Source organism: Brevirhabdus sp. (genome assembly GCF_052826345.1).
This window is the reverse complement of the sequence record NZ_JBRBUA010000073.1, coordinates 1-15,191: the sequence shown is the minus strand read 5'-3', so window position 1 is coordinate 15,191 and position 15,191 is coordinate 1. Positions and strand designations below refer to the sequence as shown.

Below are 15,191 nucleotides of genomic sequence, written 5' to 3'. Positions count from 1 at the left end.
CCCGTGCTTTAGCCGACGGTCGTGATGGTGGCGCCCAGCTTCTTCAGCCAGCCGTCTACCTGATCGGTCTCTTCCGGCCGCAGCGATTGGTGGCGCGGATAAAGCGGCGCGGCGCGGTCGTTCAGGATCGGCGTGTGCCAGCCGTCGGTGGTGTCGAAGAACGCCGCCGCGCCGGCCTCGCCGAATTCGGTCAGATAGCCTTGCACGACCACGTCCAGATAGCTCAGCAGAATGGGGTGCCGGTCGTCGCCGAGATATTTGTCGACCACCGAGTAGATCTGAACATCCAGCGACCGAGGCAGTGAATGGATGACGGCCGCGCCCGTGGGCAGGCGGCTGTAGGCGTGTTCGCGCAGATCCAGCGCCGCCCAGTCCGCACCCGGAACGCCCGCGATCAGCCCGTCGATCTGGCTGTCGCGATCTGGCACCGCCGTCAGGAAGGCGGCGGGGCGGATGCCGGTCTGACGCCACGCGCGCCGCCAGCCGCCGATCCGGGCGGGATGTGCATCCGTGTACGCATGCGTGCGCCGATTGACGAGGGAGCCGTAGCCGAAGAAATAGGGATCAGTCATGGCCAGGTGATCGCAATTCGCCGCGCCGAATTCAAGCGCTCACGAGGGGGGCACGGGCGTTCGCGCCCGGCCGTCACGCGGTTTTCGGCGTGCGGATCCGGGGACGGTTCCGGGGCGATTTCGGGGGCGGTGTCCTGTCGCGGCATGCGGGAAGTGTCGGGGCAGGCCAATGTCGATATTGACAGCCGGTCGCGAAATCAGCAAAAGGCGGCCCAGGGGGCCGTAGCTCAGATGGGAGAGCGCGTCGTTCGCAATGACGAGGTCAGGGGTTCGATCCCCCTCGGCTCCACCAATATCCGCAATTCAGCCACGGCTCCGAACGCGCACAGGCGCGCTCAAAGGTCCATGCCGCCGCCCGACAGCGCCTGACGGGCCGTGTTCAGCGCGCGCAGGGCCGTGGCGGATCGGGCGGGCTCCGCCGCGCAAAGTGCCATCAGCAGGCCTTCGAGCAACGCGAGCGTTCCCGCGTGCAGGCCGAACCCGTCGGTGCGCCCGCGCGGCACGCGCAGCGTGAGCGTGGCGCGCGCATCCGGCAGGCGCGTCCCGGTCGAGGACAACAGCACGGAACGCAGCCCCAGCGCCCCCACCTGGTCGAACAGCGCGCGCACCTCGGGGTAGGGGCGGTCATAGGCCAGCGCAATCACCGCGTCGCCGGGCCGCAGCGCGATCAGATCATCGGCGCATTGTACCCCGGTGCGCGTCATGGCCCGCGCATCCAGCCCCAGCCGACCGAGCTGTGCCGCGAAATATCCCGCGATGAACCCCGACGGCCCGATGCCGAAGACATGCACGCGCGCGGCGCGCGACAGGATGTCGGTGGCCATGGCCACGTCGTCGCCCGCAAGCCCGTCGATCGCGTCGAGCGAGGCGCGCAGGGTCGTGGTGGCGACGGTAAGGATGCCGTCTTCGCCCGCGCGGGCCAGGTCGCTGTCCATGCGGTCCGCCAGGGTCAGGTCGCGGCGCAGATCCTCGGCCAGCCCCTTGCGCAGCGCATCCAGCCCGCCGTAGCCCAGCCTGCGCGCGGTGCGGATCACCGTCGCGTCGCTGGTTTGCGCGCTGGCGGCGATCCCGGCGGCCGACGCGTGCAGCGCCGTTTCGCGGTTGCGCGTGAGATAGCCGATCACCCGCGCCTCGGCCGGGGTCAGATCGTCGGCAAGCGTTGCGACGCGGTCGGAAAAGCTCTCGGCATTCATTTTCACAACATGGCTGTTGCAAACACGACGCGCAAGATGTAATGCTTTCGACATTGAAGTTGTGTTCACGACATAAATGCCGGAGGCCGCGCAATGTCACCCGATTTCTGGACTGTCGCCTTTCCCGCCGTCTCGGCCGCGTTCCTCGCGTCGATCGTCGAAGTGGTCGAGGCGTTCACCATCGTGCTCGCGGTCGGCACGACGCGCGGCTGGCGGCCCGCGATCATGGGCACGGGCGCGGCGTTGGCGGTGCTGGCCCTGATCGTGCTGGCGCTGGGGCCCGCGTTGCAGATTATCCCGATCCGGTATCTGCAATTATTCGTCGGCATCCTGCTGTTGCTGTTCGGCATGGGCTGGTTGCGCAAGGCGGTGCTGCGCCACGCGGGCGTGCTGCCGTTGCACGATGAGGAGGAGAGCTATGCCAAACAGACCGCCACGTTGAAAACCCAGGCAGGCAGCGCGGATACGCTCGAATGGATCGCGGGCATCGCGGCGTTCAAGGCGGTCCTGCTGGAAGGGCTGGAGGTCGCCTTCATCGTGGTGGCGGTGGGCGCGGGCAAGGGGCTGCTGTGGCCCGCCGCGCTCGGCGCGCTCGGGGCCTGCGCCCTGGTGCTGGGGATCGGGGTGATCGTCCACAAACCGCTGGCGCGGGTGCCGGAGAACGCCCTGAAGTTCGGCGTCGGCGTCATGCTCTCGGGCTTTGGCGTATTCTGGACCGGCGAGGGGCTGGGCGTCGAATGGCCCGGCGCCGATCTGATGTTGCTGCCGCTGGCGGCGCTGTTCCTGCTGGCCGGCCTGGGCTTTGCCCGGCTGGCCCGCGCAAGTTTCGAAAGGATCCTGGCATGAGTATTCTGGGCGCAGTTCTCAAGGAACTCTTCAAGATGTTCGTGGCCGACCTGCGGCTGACGCTGGCGCTGCTGGCCGGTGTCCTGCTGGTCGCGCTGGTACTCAAGGCGGCGCTGGTGGGGCCGGTGCTGGGGGGCGTGCTGCTGGCGCTGGTCAGTCTGGCGGTCCTGGCCGAGGCGGTGCTGAGGGAAGCGCGCGTCAGACGCGCCGCGCGTATCGACGCCGACCGGGTCTGACGGCGGGCGCCGCCGGGCCGAAGGATCAGCCGAGCCTGTCCCAGAACGCTTCGGCGCTTGGCGGCAGGCGTCCGGCGGGACGATAGAGCGCGATGTCCACCGGCACGTCGAAGCCCGCACCACCCACGCGGACGAGCGTGCCCGCGGCGATATCCTCGCGCGCCAGAGAGTCCGGCAGCCAGGCCACCCCTTGCCCCTCCTTCGCCATTTCCAGCAGCGTGATCGCCAGCTGCGCACGCACCTGGGTGCACAGCGCCGGCATCTCCGGCCGTTTTTCCCAGGCCTGCATCTTGCGTGCCAGAATGCGCCCCAGCCCCGAGCCTCGGCTGTAGCTCAGGCAGGGGATGTCCGCCGCGGGGCCGTCAAGGCGCCACAGGGCACCGCCGTGGGGGGCAGGTGCGGGAGAGGGCATGGGCCGGGGTGTGGATTGGGGGGCGGCAAGCGCGATCAGCGTGTCGCGCCCCACGGTCGTTCGGCGAAAGGCGCCGCTGTCCAGCGGCCCCTCATGCGCGCCCTCGGCGTGGCACAGCAGAAAGCTGACCTCGCCGCGCAGCATCTTGATTTCGCAGCCCTCCATGCTGTCGGAAATCACGTTCAGCGCGCTCATCCGCCTGGGATCGGTGACGCGCTTGATCCAGCAGGGCAGGAATGTGAACGACAGGGCATGCGTCGCCGCGATTGACAGGCTGTCTTCGGCGCCGCGGGCAATGGTCTGCACGTCGCGCCGCGCGCGGTAGACCCCGCGCAGGATGTCCTGAACCTCATCCGCAAAATGCTGCCCGGCCGGGGTCAGCCGCACGGTTCGGCTGGTCCTTTCGATCAGCTCGGCATCGAGCCAGCGTTCCAGCGCGTTGATGCGCCTGCTGAAGGCCAGTTGCGTCACATGGCGCAGCTGTGCCGCCCGAGAGAAATGCAGCTCGCGGGCGAGGGTCGCGAAATCTTCCAGCCAAGTGATTTGCATGGGCGTCCGATGCCTTGCCTGCATGGCATGTGTCGCAAATACCTGCTGTGGTGCGTATCTCCATGCCGGATGAGCATTGATCTAACCTTCATCGGCATTGGAGTGCAATCCCCTGGTCGCGTAGCACGAGAGCACGGCACCGCGTCCCGGCACCTGCGCCGCAAAGACGCCGCCCGCATGGCACTGTGAAAGGACCCTCGAATGCGCATCCTGGACATCCGCGAGGTGACGAAGCCCATCGCCTCGCCCATCCGCAACGCCTATATCGACTTCTCCCGGATGACGACGAGCCTTGTGGCCGTCGTGACGGATGTGATCCGCGACGGGCAGCCGGTGGTGGGCTACGGGTTCAACTCCAACGGCCGCTACGGGCAGGGCGGGCTGATCCGCGAGCGGTTCCGCGACCGCGTGCTCGACGCCGATCCCGAAAGCCTGATGAATGACGCCGGCACGAACCTGGACGCACATCGCATCTGGGGGGCGCTGATGTCGAATGAAAAACCCGGTGGCCATGGCGAGCGTTCGGTCGCTGTCGGCACCATCGACATGGCCGTTTGGGACGCCATCGCGAAGATCGAGGAAAAGCCCCTGTTCCGGCTGCTCGCCGAACGCCAGGGGCGTGAGGCAGACCCGCGTGTCTTTGTTTATGCGGCGGGGGGGTACTATTATCCCGGCAAGGACGATGCCGCGCTCCGCGCGGAGATGCGGGGCTATGTGGAGCGTGGCTATACCGTCGTAAAGATGAAGATCGGCGGCGCGCCCATCGCGCAGGACCAGCGCCGGATCGAGGCCGTGCTGGCCGAAATCGGGTCACGGGCGCAGCTGGCCGTCGATGCCAACGGGCGGTTCGACCTGGAAACCGCGATCGCCTATGCCAGGATGCTGCGCCAGTATCCGCTGTTCTGGTATGAGGAGGCGGGCGATCCGCTGGACTACGCCTTGCAGGCCGCGCTGTCGGAATTCTATCCCGGTCCCATGGCCACGGGCGAAAACCTGTTTTCCCATCAGGACGCGCGCAACCTGTTGCGATACGGCGGGATGCGGCCCGACCGGGACTGGCTGCAATTCGACTGCGCGCTGTCCTACGGGCTGGTGGAATATCTGCGCACGCTCGACGTTCTGGAGCAATTCGGCTGGTCGCGGCATCGCTGCATCCCTCACGGCGGCCATCAGATGTCGCTGAACATCGCCGCCGGTCTGGGCTTGGGCGGTAACGAAAGCTATCCCGATCTCTTCCAGCCCTATGGCGGCTTTCCCGACGGGGTGCAGGTCATCGACGGCCATATCACCATGCCAGATTTGCCCGGGATAGGATTCGAAGGCAAAGCCGATCTGAGGCTCGCGATGCGCGAGTTGGCGGCATGAATGCGCGGCGACGGAGGGGGATCGGGTGTCCTCTCGCAACTCATTAATAAATGACGTTGCTTTGTGGCAACATTGTGGCATTTGTTTGCTAAGCTTTCAAAATAGAAGTGTTCTAAGATCTCTGAGGAAAGTTTATTTGCGGGAACTTTAGTCCTTTGTCTCAGGAGATTACCCGAATGACGCCGACCCGTTTCGATCGGACCACCCTTCGCCACAAGAACTCTGAAGTCGGATCCGGAGGGGAACGCAAAGGGTCCGAGATGAATTTCCGGCGGTCGGCTGCGTTCACGGTGTTGCTGGCGACGACCACGCTGGGCACGGCGAACCCGGCGATGGCGTGGCCGAGCTTTTTCGAGAAGATTTCCGACGCGCTCGACGTTGCCGTCACCGGCGTCAAATCCGCGGTCAACGACGCGGTCGACGTGATTTCGGAGGTTGCGAAGGGCGCGCCGGGCGTGGACGGCAAGGACGCCGGTGGACTTTACAGAACCGTCACGGGCAAAACCGATACGATCGTGTATCGCAGCAAGGGCGGCGATGCGAAAGACGCGAAACGCGGCGCTTTCCGTGACAATGTGGGCGGAAAGGGCGGCGACGGCGGCCAGATCACAGCGAATTTTACCTCTTCCGTGGTCGTGGGCGGGGTCGAACCCCTTGAGAGCGGCATCACTGTCAAGAGTATCGGTGGCCGGGGCAGCGTCGGCAAGGCCGCGAGGGGCGGGGCCGGCGGCAAGGCCGATACAGTGCTCGTAACCGACAACAGCACGCGAATCGCCGCGGCCCAGAAAGGGCTGGTTGTTGCCAGCGAAGGCGGGACCGGGGCGCCTACGGATGTCTTTCTGACCATTACCCGCGGAAGAGGCGGTGACGGTGGCGCCGCGGACAGCGTTACCGTGACCACAGGGTCCAAGATTCGCGGCGGATCGTCGGACCTGACGCCGGTCGACGATACGGGCGTCGAGGTCAAATCCGTCGGCGGCCAGACCGGCGGCGGCGGAAGCGGGGGGAAGGGCGGGTCCGTCAAGCTCACTACGTTGCAGTCATCGGACGTCTTCTCGAAAATGCGCGGCGTACTCGCGGCCAGCATCGGCGGAGATTCTCCCCAATACAGCACGGGACCGAACGATGGCGGAAACGGTGGCGCCGCCAGTAGCGTCACCGTCGACGCCTACGGCAGGGTCGAGCGAAGCGGGGTCGCCGTCGAGGGGGGCAGCCAGCAGGTTTTCGGCGTCGGTGCTACATCGCAAGGGGGGCGCGGCGGCGACGCAGCGGTGTCAGTCGCGGTGGGCGATGATGGCGGTAAAGGGGGGCGCGGCGGCACGGCAACGGCCACCCTGGGGTCCACGGGTTATGTAAAGGACTTCGATATCGGTGTCCGTGTCGAAAGTCATGGCGGCAACGGTGGCGATGGCGGCATTGTCGTGGCCGGTGTCAGCGGGTCCGGCGGCGACGGGGGCGATGCCAGCGCCGCGGAGGCGACCGTTAACGGAGAGATCGTCAACGGGGTGGTCGGTGTAGAGGCGCTGAGCATCGGTGGCTCGGCCGGTCTCGGGGCCGACATATTGGCCGGCGGCGTCGCTGGTGAAGGGGGCAAAGGCGGTGACGGTAAAAATGTTACGGTTACTGTCAATGAAGGCGCGCGCATAACCGGTGCCGATATTTCTGTGTTGGCGCGGTCCAACGGCGGCCGCGGATCCGGCGGCGGGTCGAGCGGTGTCGCCGGTGCCGCCGGCGATGCGGGACGCGGCGGCAAGAGCGGCAACGTGACCGTCACGAACGAAGGAACGCTCGCCTCCTTCAGTGATTACGGCGTTCGAGCGATGAGTGTCTCCGGCGAGGGGGGCGAGGGCGGCCGCGCCTTCATCGGGTCCAATACGCCGGGCGCGCTGGGCACCAAGGCCGGCCCGGTTACCATTACCAACTCCGGCAAGCTGGAGGACGGCGCCGGTATCGGCCTGAGCGCATTGTCCGTCGGCGGCGGCGGCGGCCGCGGCGGTGAACGCATCGCAATTCTCGTCGGTGGCGGAGCCAAGGGCGGCCTGGGGGGAGACGGCGGCAAGGTTATTGTTGACCAGACCGGCAGCATCGACACCGACGGCGAACTTGCTGCGGGCATCGTCGCGCAGTCGATCGGCGGGGGCGGCGGCATCGGCGGCGGCGCGGCGGTTGTGGGTATCGGTTTCGCTGCATCCGTCGGTGGCAGCGGCGGGGGCGGCGGAAACAGCGACACGGTGACGGTAACGAACTCTGGCACCATCAAGGCCAAGGGCCCGGTCGCTGTCGGCATCAAGGCGCAATCCATCGGCGGGGGGGGCGGCACCGGAGGCTTTGCCCTTTCGGCGGCGATTGGCCCGGCAGTTTCCTATGCCGTGGCCGTCGGCGGGTCTGGGGAAAAAGGTGGCACCGGGGCGCCCGTCAAGGTCACGACCTCCGCCTCGTCGGAGATAGAGATTACCGGAACGATCCCGAAGCCCGCTGCCGACAAAACGCTACCCGAAGGGGGGATGAACAATTACGGCATCCTCGCGCAATCCATTGGCGGGGGCGGCGGCAACGGCGGACTTGCGATTGCCTTTTCCGGTGCGGTCAATCCCGAAGGACCCAGCATCGCGGTGTCCACGGCCATAGGTGGCAAGGGGAAGGGCGGCGGCGGCGGCAGCACGGTATTCGTTGACAACGCCGGCACGATCAAGACCAACACCGACAGGTCCGACGCCATCCTCGCGCAGTCGATCGGCGGCGGCGGCGGCAATGGCGGCGGCGCCGTCTCGATCAGCGCGGCGGTGGGGCAAGGGCCTGCGGTCGCGGTCGGCTTCGCGGTCGGCGGCGCGGGGGCGAAGGGCGGCAACGGCGCCCAGGCCACCGCGATCAGCAGCGGCGATCTGACAACCAGCGGCGCCTCATCGCGCGGTCTGGTGGCGCAATCGCTCGGCGGGGGCGGCGGCAACGGTGGGTTTGCAGCCACCGGCGCGCTTTCTTTCGGCGCTACCGCCGCCAGTCTGGCCGGCGCGCTCGGCGGTGACGGCGGCAAGGGCGGCACGGGCGGCTTCGCCAAAGCCACACTGGAACATGGCGCAACCATCGAGACCACCGGCGACAATGCCAACGGGATTCTGGCGCAGTCTGTCGGCGGCGGCGGCGGTACGGGCGGGTCGACGCTGGTCGGCACGCTCGCCGCGGCGGAAGGTGCGGCCGTCAGCCTGTCGTTCGGCGGCAAGGGCGGTGAGGGCAATCTGGGCGGTTTGGCCGAGGTGACGCAAGGCGGCAGGGTCATCACGAAGGGCAACCACGCCGACGGCGTCCTGGTCCAGTCGGTCGGCGGCGGCGGCGGCACGGGCGGCCATGCGGCCTCGCTGTCCGGCTCGGTCGAGATCTCCCCTGCGATCAGCTTGTCGATGGGCGGCAACGGCGGCAAGGGCAGCAAGGGGAAGAACGTCGGCTACACGGCGACCAATGCCTTCGTTCGGACCTTTGGCGACGGTGCGCGCGGCGTGGTGGCGCAGTCGCTTGGCGGCGGCGGCGGCGCCGGTGGGCATTCGGTATCCTTTGCCTCGAACGTGGCGCCGGTCGCGCTGGCCGCAGGTGTCGCGGTCGGGGGAAAAGGCGGTGACGGCAATGCCGCCGGCGACGCCTCGTTCACGGCGTCGCAAAGCAGCATGAACACGGCGGGAAAACTGGCGCATACCGTGGTGGTGCAGTCGGTGGGCGGCGGCGGCGGCCTTGGCGGCTCCGCGACGACCGGCGCGCTGGCCATCGGTCTTCCGGCCGACGCACAGGGCGACAGCGTCGGGGCGTCGATCTCCTTCGGCGTCGGCGGGTCCGGCGGTACGGGCGCCGATGCGGGCAAGGCCACCACGACGATCACTGATTTCCAGGTCAGCAAGACGCGACCAGTCGGCAGCTACGTGACCCGCGGCGATGGCGCCAACGTCATCGTGACGCAATCCATCGGCGGCGGCGGCGGTGCGGGCGGCAATGCCTACAGCTTCAGCGGGGCCGTCGGCAGGGGCGCGGCCACCATCGGAACCAGCATCGGCGGGTCCGGTTCCGGCGGCGGAAAGGGATCGGAAGCGCGCACGACGATCGGGTCCGACTACCTCATCATATCCGAAGGCGCCGCTTCTATGGGGGTGGTGACACAATCGGTCGGCGGCGGCGGCGGTATTGGCGGAAACGCGTTGTCGGGCACCTTGTCCGTCGGCTTTCCGGCGGCCAACGCGGGTGGCGTCGCCCTTTCGGCCGCGACCTCCGTGGGCGGCAAAGGCGGGCGCGGCGGGTCCGGCGGGCTGGCCTACACCAAAATCAATACCAAAGTTCAGACCAAGGGTGCGGGGTCGCATTCGGTCGTGGTCCAGTCGCTGGGCGGCGGCGGCGGCGCGGGCGGCAATGCCAATTCCTACGCCGTGTCGCTGGGGATTGGCGCGGCGAAAGGCGCAGCCAGCGGCGTTACGTCCGACGGGCTTGCGTTTTCATCCTCCGTCGCGGTCGGAGGCAACGGCGGTGTCGGCGCCAAGGGCGGTCGGGCCGAATTCATCGGCGACAGGCTGGCCTATATCACGACCGAGGGCGACGCCGCACATGCGCTCACGGTGCAGTCCGTCGGCGGCGGCGGTGCGGGCGGTAACGCCACGTCGTTCACCTTTTCGGGGACGTTGACCAAGCCGGGCGGCAAGGATGCGCCCTCCGCACCGCCCGCGACCGGAGCGGCGCCGGGCAAGGACACCGGCGCCGACAAGGACACCAAGGACAACTCATTCGTTGAAAAGCCCAGGATTCCCTGCACGAAGGAGGATGAGGGCAAGACCAAACCCACGAGCTGTTCGCTTTCGGTCAGCGTCGGCGGCACCGGCGGATCCGGCAACACGGGCGGTCTGGCGACCGTGCAGACCAACGGTCTGACCAAGACCGAAGGGGATCAGTCGCACGCCATCCTCGTCCAGTCGATCGGCGGCGGCGGCGGCGCGGGCGGAGAAGCATCCTCCAAGACGCTCAACGGCCCCAATGCGGACGGAATGGCCATCGCAATCGGCGGCAGAGGCGGGTCGGGGGATCTTTCCTCGGGCTCCGCACGGCTGAACAAGGACAACGTGGGCGGTGAGGTCACCGTAACGCTCGAACGCTCGGCAAGCTCGCTGACACAGGGCGCGGGATCGCACGCGATCCTGGCGCAATCCATCGGCGGCGGCGGCGGTGTCGGCGGCGCGGCCGGCGCCGTGAGCAACGCCGATATCGTCGATCTCGACAATGACGACGTGGAAAACCCCGCCATCCCCGAGGCGGGCGCGGGCGCGGGTCTGACCGTAGGCGGTTTTGGGGGCCGGGCCAACAAGGGCGGCAAGGTCACCGTGCGGCTGAATAGCGACAGGAAATTGGACCTCGGCCAGATGCGCGGCAGCGTCGCCGCCTACGGCAACGGTTCCTACGCCGTTCTGGCGCAATCCATCGGCGGCGGCGGCGGCGCGGGCGGCGTGAGCGAGGCAGACGCCGACATGAGCTTCAGCCTCGGCGGTTTCGGCGGTGCGGGCGGTGATGGCGGCGAGGTCACGGTGGACTCCACCTTCCAGGTCATCAGCGGTGCCAAGTTCCTTCCGGTCTATGACTCTGCGACGAAGTCGACCGTCTTCCGGCTGGGCGTTTCCGAGCCTACCGCGGCGCATGGCATCGTCGCGCAATCCATCGGCGGCGGTGGGGGCGCAGGCGGCAATACCTCGGAGGATAAGCCACAGATCGCCGAAATCAGCGAGGAGGGCAAAATCGACTTCAAGCCCAAACTGCACATCGGCGGATGGGGAGGCGCAGCCGGAGACGGCGGCAAGGTCGAGGTCAAGGCGAACTATGTGCTGACGCGCGGCGACATCTCTGTCGGCATCTTGGCACAGTCCATCGGCGGCGGCGGCGGCCTGATGGGGACCGGCAATCTTACAGGACTGCTGGTGGGCGAAAAGCAAAGCAAAATCCGGTCATTCCTCGACATCGACCTGACCGCGGGCAGTGGCGACGGCGGCGCTGTTACTGTCACGACAACGAATGTGTCGAAAGACACGGGAATCATCACGAGGGGACGCGGGTCCCACGGGATCGTGGCGCAATCCATCGGCGGCGGTGGCGGTGCCGTCACGATCAACAACATCGACAACTCCAGGATCATTACGGGGCGGACCCTGCGCGACGCCACGGTCGTCGACGGCCAACAGCTCGACCGCAAAAACGGCGGCGGTGACGTCATAGTGAACGTGCAAGGCTCGCCGATCCAAACCATGGGAGACAACTCGGTCGGTGTTCTTGCGCAAAGCCTGACCAACGCCCTGCTACAGATCACGCCGGACGGGGCCAAGACCGTCTACAACCAGGGCCGCGCCCTCGCCAAGAGCGGGAACGTCGACGTCAACGTCGAAAGCACCGTCAAGACGTCGGGCAAGGGCTCTCACGGGATATTGGTCAATGCGGACACGGCGGCCTTCGACGCAGATGGCAAGCCGGTGCGCGCGCGCGTCGATATCAAACGCGGGGGCAAGGTCATCAACGAGGGCGCGGACAGCTACGCCGTCGTGCTGGAGGATGGCGTGACCCAGGGCGGCGCGGTGAACCAGGACAACCCGCTCAAGCACGGAAAGGCGAGCGTCATCGTCGCAAGCGGCGCGTCAATCCTGTCGTCCGGCGGACAGGGAAGCGCGGTTCGCATCGCTACAAATGCGACGTCGCTTGGCCCGTTCCGCGGAACGCGGGCGCCCTCCTTCGGGGTCTACGGCACTGTGGATGCAGGAGCGAACCGTGCCCTTGACGCATCCGGCGTGGTCGACATGCAGGTCATCGGCGGTGAGGTGACGGGGGATCTGAAATTCGACACGGTCGGCAATTCGAGGCTGATCAACGAAGGCAAGATCACCGGCGGGGTCTCGGGCCAGGTTGACTATGAGGTCAACGGCGATCACCTGCTGCGCATTGATCCGAACACCGGGAAAGGCGACAGGATCGCGGCCGCCAGTGTGGACATCAGGCAAAACGGCAGGCTGGAACCGTCGCTGACGGCGCTGCCGCGCGGCACTGTCGCGAATGTCGATCTGGTCAGCGGCCTGACGGCAAGCTCTGTCGAGGCGGCCCGAAAGGCGCTTTCCTTCGGCTCGATCGCGTCGTCCTACACCTACGGGGCGCGAAAGGATGCCAATGCGCTGACCTATTCGGTCACCCTGGCCAGCGCGTCCGTCGATTTCGGCAAGGCAGGGCTGAGCGGTGACAACGGCAAGATCGCCGCGTTCATGAACAAGCAGATGAACGCGGCCGCGGCCCCCACCGGCGCGCTGAACGACACGCTGGTATCGGCGGCCAATTCACGCACCCGGGAGGAACTGGTCGCACGCACGTCGGTAATCGACATCACCAAGGACTATTCGACCGCGGCTTTCGCGGCATCGAATTCCAGCAAACAGCTCAAGACTTTGCATAGCTGCGGCGTGCTGGCCGTCGAGGCGAAGTCCTATACCCAGCAGGAATGCGACTGGCAGCGTGTCTTGGTGGATCGCACCGCTTTTTCCGGCGGGCTCACCTACAAGCGCTTCGGCGGGGCAGCGGGCTTTCAGCGCAACGTGGGCGAGGATCTGTATTTCGGCATGTCCGGTCAGATCTCTCGGGTCACGTTCAGCGGCGCGGGCAAGGGCGAGGGCTATGAGTTCGGCCTCGGCGCCATCGGCAAATACGATGCCGGCCCGTGGTTCGGATCGCTCGGCGGCACGCTCAGCTACGGCATGATGGATGCCGAACGCCCCGTCGGCGGGCTTGTCGCCAAGTCCGATCAGCGCTACGGCGCGGCGGTGCTCCAGGGCAAGCTGGGGTATGGCTTCGACCTCGGTCCGGTGGAAATCTCCGCGGCCTCGACCCTCGGGATCGGGCTGGTGCACAGGTCGGGCTACACCGAAAGCGGTGCCGGGACGCTGAATCTGACCGTCGACGATCAGACCGACTTCCTCGCCTATCTCGAACCGTCGCTCGGCGTCAGCCACAACAAGACCTTCGGCGACACCCGCGTTCGGCTGTTCGCGGAGACCGGCCTCTATGTCCCGCTGACCGATCGCCGGACCACCGTATCGCTGGGCAAGGGTCCCAACCCGTCGGCCAAGCTCACCCTGAAGGAGAACAACAACGACCCCTACGGCACGGTCAGCATCGGCGCGCTCGTGTCCCACAGCGAGACGGTGAACATCAAGTTCGGCTACGACGGCGAATTCGGCAACGGCCGCAACAGTCACGGCGGCAGCGTCAAGGTCATGATCCGCTTCTGAGCGCTCCATGATCGAAGCCCGGGTCGGGGCGACACCCCGGCCCGGGACATGCCCGAAGCTGCGCCAGGTGTCACGCGGTCACGCGTCGGACGGCGAGGAGCTGATGAGACGGCGATGTGCTGACGGAGAAATGCACAGGGGTGGCGTTTGCGGTGAACAGATCGCGCGCCCGGACAGGCGGGACTGGTGCTCTCAGCCGACGGGCAAGCTGTCACGCATCAGCCACCGCGGCTTCGCTTGGTCTGAACGAGCGCATGCGGGTGAACCCCAGCCGACCCTCGAGATGAGGGAGCGTTGGACGCCCTCGGGCGTGCGACAGGCGGCACAAGGACCGGGTGGCGGTGGGGATGGGACTGGGATCGAATCTTCTCTACCACTAACCTGTTAATTATATTTGTAGTTGATATTGCCCCGTCTTCCAAACCGATGACTGCGTTTTCCTCACCGAACGCTGCAAGTCGATGCCGACCAGATTGAGATATAGCTGAAAGTTGGTGATGGCCCCTGAGGGGCGGCATATCCCATTATCTCCAGAGATTTGACGGCGCGTGAACACCGCCATGATATGCCGCCCCTCAGGGGCCATCACCAACTTTCAGCTATATCTCGGGGTGAGCCCGTCGAGGCTCGTGTGGGGTCTGTGATGGTGGCCTGCGCTGGCAGAAGCAGGCGCAACTCCTCATGAGATCATGGCCGTCACGGGTCATCAGATCCTTGTGGAAGTGATGTGCTACACTCAGGACGTAAGTCGCCCAGCTCTGGCCACCCACGCACTCACACGGCTACAATAGACCAGCAGATGAACAACCCACGCAACTCACTAAAGAGAAAAGGAAAAATATGTTAATGGCGGAGACGAAGGGATTCGAACCCTCGAGACGGTTTCCCGCCTACTCCCTTAGCAGGGGAGCGCCTTCGACCACTCGGCCACGTCTCCGCGGATGGGTATAGCCGCGCAAGCCAAGGAGATACAAGGCGAAATTCCGTAGATTGCGGAATACGCCTGCGACCCCTTCAAACCCTTGAAATGGCACTAAAAGGCACTGAACGGCACCGTTCGGAGGAAAGATTTGGACAATTCCCTCACGCGGGTTCGCGGCTTGGGCAGGCGAGGCTGTTCGCCCAAAAAGACCTGGGGTCACGATTCCAGATGGCACGACTGCGCGTTTCCGCCGCGCAATCATGGATCCCAGCTCCTCGCCAAGAGGAGGTTGCAACGTGAATAAATACGATCAAGATCCTGGCTACGCCACCCTTGCAGAGCTTGCTGCCTGCTGGCGGATGCCGTCGAAACGTGCCGCCCGCGAACTCGCCCGGGCGCTCGGCCTCCGTCGGGTGCGGGGAAAATTCCCTTGGTTCGCAATCTGGCAAGCGGAATGGCTTGCGCCGCCGCCCAAGAAAAGGTGGGACGAACTCAAGCATCCCCATCTGACAACAACCGATCTGGCAGAATTGCTCGGAGAGTCTGAACGCTCCGCGCGACGTCGGGATCACGCGAAACCTGATGCGGGCTTCCCCGATCCCGTGCCGATCCGAAAGAAACCCAAGTTGTGGCGGGCGGCACAAGTCAACGCCTGGTGCGCAGGCCTCCCCGTCCCGGTTTATCGGGTGAAGTCCAGATCGGCACAGGTGACCGCGACGGAGATGCCAAAGGCCCCGCCGAAGACCGACTTCAACGGTTTCGATCCCTACGCCGAGAAACGGTTTGCGGCCAAGCCGAACGTCAAAATGACAGCCTCTTA

Annotated in this window: 8 protein-coding genes and 2 tRNA genes; 6 read left to right on the top strand and 4 right to left on the bottom strand. The window is 66.2% G+C overall.

Annotated features, from left to right (window positions below):
- Positions 1-8 precede the first annotated feature (8 nt).
- Positions 9-572: a gamma-glutamylcyclotransferase family protein gene (locus ACU0BR_RS09170; RefSeq protein WP_446156535.1), complete on the bottom strand. Its 564-nt coding sequence runs from the start codon at positions 570-572 to the stop codon at positions 9-11.
- A 216-nt stretch (positions 573-788) separates the two neighbouring features.
- Here ACU0BR_RS09170 and ACU0BR_RS09165 point away from each other — a divergent pair.
- Positions 789-864, top strand: a tRNA-Ala gene (locus tag ACU0BR_RS09165).
- A 43-nt stretch (positions 865-907) separates the two neighbouring features.
- Here the strand turns inward: ACU0BR_RS09165 and ACU0BR_RS09160 are convergent.
- Entirely contained in the window at positions 908-1,765 is an 858-nt protein-coding gene (locus tag ACU0BR_RS09160; RefSeq protein ID WP_446156553.1) for a MurR/RpiR family transcriptional regulator, read from the bottom strand.
- A gap of 93 nt (positions 1,766-1,858) precedes the next feature.
- Between ACU0BR_RS09160 and ACU0BR_RS09155 the strand changes: the two genes are divergently transcribed.
- Complete coding sequence (locus ACU0BR_RS09155) at positions 1,859-2,611, top strand: COG4280 domain-containing protein (protein WP_446156534.1); 753 nt, start codon at positions 1,859-1,861, stop codon at positions 2,609-2,611.
- Complete coding sequence (locus ACU0BR_RS09150) at positions 2,608-2,847, top strand: hypothetical protein (protein ID WP_446156533.1); 240 nt, start codon at positions 2,608-2,610, stop codon at positions 2,845-2,847. The genes ACU0BR_RS09155 and ACU0BR_RS09150 overlap by 4 nt, the downstream gene beginning before the upstream one ends.
- A gap of 25 nt (positions 2,848-2,872) precedes the next feature.
- On the opposite strand, the gene ACU0BR_RS09145 is transcribed toward ACU0BR_RS09150, so the two are convergent.
- On the bottom strand, positions 2,873-3,808 hold the full coding sequence (locus ACU0BR_RS09145) for a LysR family transcriptional regulator (RefSeq protein WP_446156532.1): 936 nt from the start codon (positions 3,806-3,808) through the stop codon (positions 2,873-2,875).
- Between the two features lie 201 nt (positions 3,809-4,009).
- Here ACU0BR_RS09145 and ACU0BR_RS09140 point away from each other — a divergent pair, with 201 nt between their 5' ends.
- Both ACU0BR_RS09140 and ACU0BR_RS09135 read left to right on the top strand, forming a co-directional pair.
- Positions 4,010-5,173: a mandelate racemase/muconate lactonizing enzyme family protein gene (locus ACU0BR_RS09140; RefSeq protein ID WP_446156531.1), complete on the top strand. Its 1,164-nt coding sequence runs from the start codon at positions 4,010-4,012 to the stop codon at positions 5,171-5,173.
- 176 nt (positions 5,174-5,349) lie between these two features.
- Positions 5,350-13,449: a hypothetical protein gene (locus tag ACU0BR_RS09135; protein WP_446156530.1), complete on the top strand. Its 8,100-nt coding sequence runs from the start codon at positions 5,350-5,352 to the stop codon at positions 13,447-13,449.
- An 847-nt stretch (positions 13,450-14,296) separates the two neighbouring features.
- Here ACU0BR_RS09135 and ACU0BR_RS09130 read toward each other — a convergent pair.
- Positions 14,297-14,386, bottom strand: a tRNA-Ser gene (locus ACU0BR_RS09130).
- Between the two features lie 281 nt (positions 14,387-14,667).
- Here ACU0BR_RS09130 and ACU0BR_RS09125 point away from each other — a divergent pair.
- Positions 14,668-15,191, top strand: a 524-nt coding sequence (locus ACU0BR_RS09125; protein ID WP_446156529.1) for a hypothetical protein, incomplete at its 3' end; no start/stop codon positions are given.